General features: G+C 63.2%; 2 protein-coding genes and 1 pseudogene. 2 read left to right on the plus strand and 1 reads right to left on the minus strand.

The genetic code is table 11. The features are described 5' to 3' along the window. On the minus strand, nt 1-1,784 hold a 1,784-nt coding region (locus M1B34_RS31145; RefSeq protein ID WP_268267121.1), incomplete at its 3' end, for a methyl-accepting chemotaxis protein. A 295-nt stretch (nt 1,785-2,079) separates the two neighbouring features. Here M1B34_RS31145 and M1B34_RS31150 point away from each other — a divergent pair. Beyond that, nucleotides 2,080-3,395: pseudogene (locus tag M1B34_RS31150) on the plus strand (Na+/H+ antiporter family protein). A 163-nt stretch (nt 3,396-3,558) separates the two neighbouring features. Continuing rightward, nucleotides 3,559-4,799 (plus strand): methyl-accepting chemotaxis protein (locus M1B34_RS31155; RefSeq protein WP_268267122.1); only part of this gene is annotated, 1,241 nt, incomplete at its 3' end.

Genomic DNA, 4,799 nt, shown 5'->3' on the forward strand with positions numbered 1-4,799 from the left:
CGTCGGGCCAGGTTGCGCACTTCGTCGGCGACCACCGCAAAGCCCCGTCCGGCCTCACCGGCCCGGGCGGCCTCGATGGGCGGCGTTGAGGGCCAGCGACGGTTGGTTCTGTTCGGCGGATGGAAACGGATCACTTCCAGTACCGACCCGATCTTCTCGCTGTCGGCGGCCAGGCCTTCGACCTGGCTCATGGTGCTGCTCATGTCGCTGGCCAGGTGGCCGATGTGGGTGGTGGTGCGGTCGATCACCCGCAGCCCTTCAAGGGTGGCCTGGTCGGCATCGCGAGCCGCATGGGCCGCTTGGGCTGCGCTGCGGGCAACGTCCTGGGCGGTGGCGCTCATTTCATGGGAAGCGGTCGCCACCTGGTCGACCTGGCGGTACTGCTGTTCCATGCCGGCGCTGGTCTGGGTGGCGATGGCCGAGGATTGGTCGGCGGTGCCACGGGCGTCCTGCACCGAGCGTTTGACCTCGGCAATGATCGGTTGCAGCTTGTCGAGGAAACGGTTGAACCAGCCGGCCAACTGGCCCAGTTCATCCTGTTTGTCGTAGGCCAGGCGTCGCGTCAGGTCGCCTTCGCCGCTGGCAATGTCTTCCAGCATATGGGCCACGCCGAGGATCGGCCGGGTCACGCTGCGGGCCATCAGCCACACCAGCAGCAGGCCGAGCACCGTGGCCAACAGGCCCAGGCCCAGCTCGATCAGGGTGCCGCTTTGATTGCTCGCATCGAGCTTGTCTTTCAAGGCTTCGGCCGGCCCTACCAGCACCTGCTCGGGCACATCCAGCAGCACGCCCCAGGGTTTGCCCCCAGGAATCGGGCTGAAGGGCGCCAGCACCTTCAGTTGCTGGTTGCTGTGCAGGCTCTGGGGGCGGGTGCTGGCGGACAGCAGGCGAATCAGCTCCGCACCGCTGGCCGGGTCCACGCTCTCCAGGCGCTGGCTGAGTTTGCTGGCGTCCGGGCTGTAGCCAGCCAGGAGGCCCACCGGGCTGATGATGCTGACGTGGGTCTGGCCGTCGTACAGGCGCTGGCTGGCGCTCTGGCTCATGGCTTGCAGGCTGTTGAGGTTGATGTCCACCGACAGCGAGGCAATCACTTTGCCGTTGACCAGCAACGGGAAGACGATGCTGGTCATCAGCACCTTCTGGCCGTCGATCACATAGAAGTAGGGCTCGATCACGCAGGGCTGGAGGGTCTGGCGCGGGCAGGTGAACCAGGCGTTGGCCGGTTCGCCGCTGGGCCCGCGCTGGGTGTCTTGCATGTCGCTTTCGGGCAAGGCCATGGACTTCAGCTGGCCGGGGCTGGACTGCGACCAGTACAAGGCGAAGCGGCCCTTTTCATTGCTGCCCAGTTCGCTCTGGTCGGCGAACAATTCGTCCTTGCCGTCTAGGGCGTTGGCCTCGAACACCAGGGACAGGCCCAGCAGCTCGGGGTTGTTCTGCAAGGCCGACTTGACCTGGCGGGTCATGTCTTCGCGCAGGTCGAAGGCATCCAGGAAGCGTTTTTCCGCCTGATCCCGGAGGAACAGCACCTGGCGCGAGAAGCCGTGGCCATATTGGTAGGCATCCATGAATTGCTCGCGGATCGCCAGGGATTGCACTTCGCCTTGGGCTTCGATGCGCGCCTGGGCCGCTTCGTTGAGCATCTCCATGCTCGAGGCCTTGACCAGCTCGGAGCTGTGTTCCATGCGATACAGGGACAGGCCTACCAGCAGGGTCACGATGCCCAGCAGACAGAGTCCGGCGAGCAGGGTGATTTTCCATTGAATGGAGAGTTGTCTGGGCAACATGCAGAGGTCCTTGTTCGATAAATATCTGCGACTTCGCCACCTTATCGGCCGTGGTTGGCTCATCTTTAAACGCTTGTTTAACTGCCGTCGGGGCAGAAAACCACAGTTTTTCACAGGCTAATGCCGGGATAAGCGGCTGTAATGGCCTTGTTTTTGACAAGCCGGGCCAGCTCCTGCAAAGTGCGCGCCCTCTAATAAGAACCCACTTTTTATCCGGCGGCGGCCTGCTTGGCCCTCTGGCTGGACCCTGCTCCTGTGCGCCGTTTTTTATCGGCGCCGTAATGAGGTCATGATGATTAATGCTGTAATTGCCGCGGTTGGCGTGATGCTGATCCTCAGCCTGTCCCGCGTGCATGTGGTGATCGCGCTGATTGTCGGCGCGCTGGTGGGCGGGTTGACCGGCGGCCTGGGTATCGAGGCCACGCTCAAGGCCTTCAACAGTGGCCTGGGTGGCGGTGCCACGGTGGCCCTGTCGTACGCCTTGCTCGGTGCGTTCGCGGTGGCCATCGCCAAGTCCGGCCTGGCCCACGCCCTGGCGGACAAGATCCTGCTGCTGGTGGACCGCCAGGACGCGACTGGCAGCGGCCAGGTCAAGTGGCTGTTGATCGGCCTGTTGTGGGTGGTGTCCATTGCTTCGCAGAACATCCTGCCGATCCACATCGCCTTTATTCCGCTGTTGGTGCCGCCGCTGCTGTATGTGCTGACCAAGTTGCAGTTGGACCGGCGGCTGATCGCCTGCGTCATCACCTTCGGCCTCATCACGCCCTACATGTTCCTGCCCGTGGGCTTCGGCAACATTTTCCTCAATGAAATCCTCCTGGCCAACGTGGCCCGCAGCGGCGTCGACATCAGCCAGGTCAACGTCACGCAGGCCATGGGCATCCCGGCGTTGGGCATGCTCTGCGGCCTGTTGCTGGCCTTGATCAGCTACCGCAAGAAGCGCGTGTACGACCTGGACCGTATCGAGAAAGTCGAGCAGGTGCAGGTGAGCTACAACCCGCGGACACTGTTGGTGGCCGGGCTGGCGATCATTGTCGCGTTCGTCGTCCAGTTGCTGCTGGACTCGATGATCATCGGCGCCTTGTGTGGCTTTTTGCTGTTCTCGGTGTCGGGCATCGTGCGCTGGCGCGAGACGGATGACCTGTTCACCGAAGGCATGAAGATGATGGCCATGATCGGCTTCATCATGATTGCCGCCTCGGGTTTCGCCGAGGTGATGAAAGCCACCGGCGATGTGAAAACCCTGGTGGAGACGTCGGCCAGCTGGATCGGCCACAGCAAGGGCGTGGGTGCGCTGTTGATGTTGCTGGTGGGGCTGTTGGTGACCATGGGCATCGGCTCGTCGTTTTCCACGGTGCCGATCCTGGCGGCGATCTTTGTGCCTTTGTGTGTGCAACTGGGCTTCAGCCCGCTGGCGATCGTGTGCATCGTCGCACCGCCGGAGCCTTGGGCGATGCTGGTTCGCCGGCTTCCGACTCGACCCTGGGGCCGACCTCGGGGCTGAATATCGACGGCCAGCATCACCATATCTGGGACACCGTGGTGCCGACCTTCCTGCACTACAACCTGCCGCTGCTGGCCTTTGGCTGGGTGGCGGCGATGGTCCTCTGACGCCCGCTTTGGCGCCCCTGTGTATAGAAGAGGGGTTTGCCGGTGGAGGGCTTCGCCGGCAAGCCGGCTTCTACGCGAGCGCGGGGCGAGCGCGGGGCTCAACTTTTGATTCGGCCAGCCGTTAACGGCTTATCACGCCCAATAAAATCAAGAGTGACCTCCTATGCGCCTAAGCCTGAAGGCCAAAGTTCTATCCCTCGCGGTACTCCCGGTTTTGCTGTTTGCGGTAGTGATCAGCCTGACCACGGTGTTCATGCTTAAAGAACAGGCGAAAAAGCAGGTCGACGAGACCCGCCAGCGCTTGATGAGTGAATCCAAGGCCACCTTGCAGGGTTACGTCGAAGTGGCCCTGAGCACCGTCAAGCCGCTGTACGACGCGGCGGCCAGTGGCGACCAGGCGGCTCGCGCCGAGGTGGTCAAGCTGCTGTCGAACATCACCTATGGCAAGGACGGTTACTTCTTCGGCTACGACTCCGAGACCGTGCGCCTGTTCAAGGGCAACAGCCCGGATGGCGTGGGCAAGAGCTTCAAGGACAACCGCGACCCCAACGGCGTCTACGTCAACCGCGAGCTGGTGCGGGTCGCCAAGGACGGCAGTCACTACGTGCAGTACAGCTCGACCCAGCCGGGCAGCGATGTGCTGGTGCCCAAACTGGGCTACACCGAGTACCTGCCCAAGTGGGACATGGTGATCGGCTCCTCGGTGAACATCGACGGCATCGACGCCCAGGTGGCGGCGGTGGAAGCCGGGGTCAACGAGCGCATGGAAGGCATGGTGTTGAGCATTGTCGGGGTGGCGGCGGTGGTGCTGCTGGTGATTGCGGCCCTGGGCATGCTGGTGGCCAACACCATCCTGCGGCCGCTGAACCTGATGAAGCTCAACCTGGACGACATCGCCGCGGGCGAGGGTGACTTGACTCGGCGCCTGGCAATTACCAGCCAGGACGAACTGGGGGACCTGGCGGGCTCGTTCAACCGGTTTGTCGACAAAATCCACGGTCTGGTGCGGCAGATCACCGAGATGACCGGCCAGCTCACTGGCCTGGTGACCCAGGTGTCGGAGCAGGCCCAGCGTTCGGAACAGGCCATGGAGCGCCAGCGCCACGAAACCGATCAGGTGGCCACGGCGATCAACGAGATGTCTTCTGCCGCCCAGGAAGTGGCCCGCAGTGCCCAGGGTGCAGCGGTGGCGGCGCAGAAGACCGACGAAGAAGGGCAGACCGCCAAGCGCGTGGTGGATGGCAGCATCCAGCAGATCCATGCCTTGGTCAGCGACATTCGCAACAGCGGCACCTCGCTGGACAGCCTGCAGCAGGACGTGGCGTCGATCGTCAGCGTGCTGGATGTGATCCGCTCGATTGCCGAGCAGACCAACCTCTTGGCCCTCAACGCGGCCATCGAAGC

Source organism: Pseudomonas morbosilactucae, assembly GCF_023241715.1.
Taxonomy (GTDB): Bacteria; Pseudomonadota; Gammaproteobacteria; order Pseudomonadales; family Pseudomonadaceae; genus Aquipseudomonas; species Aquipseudomonas morbosilactucae.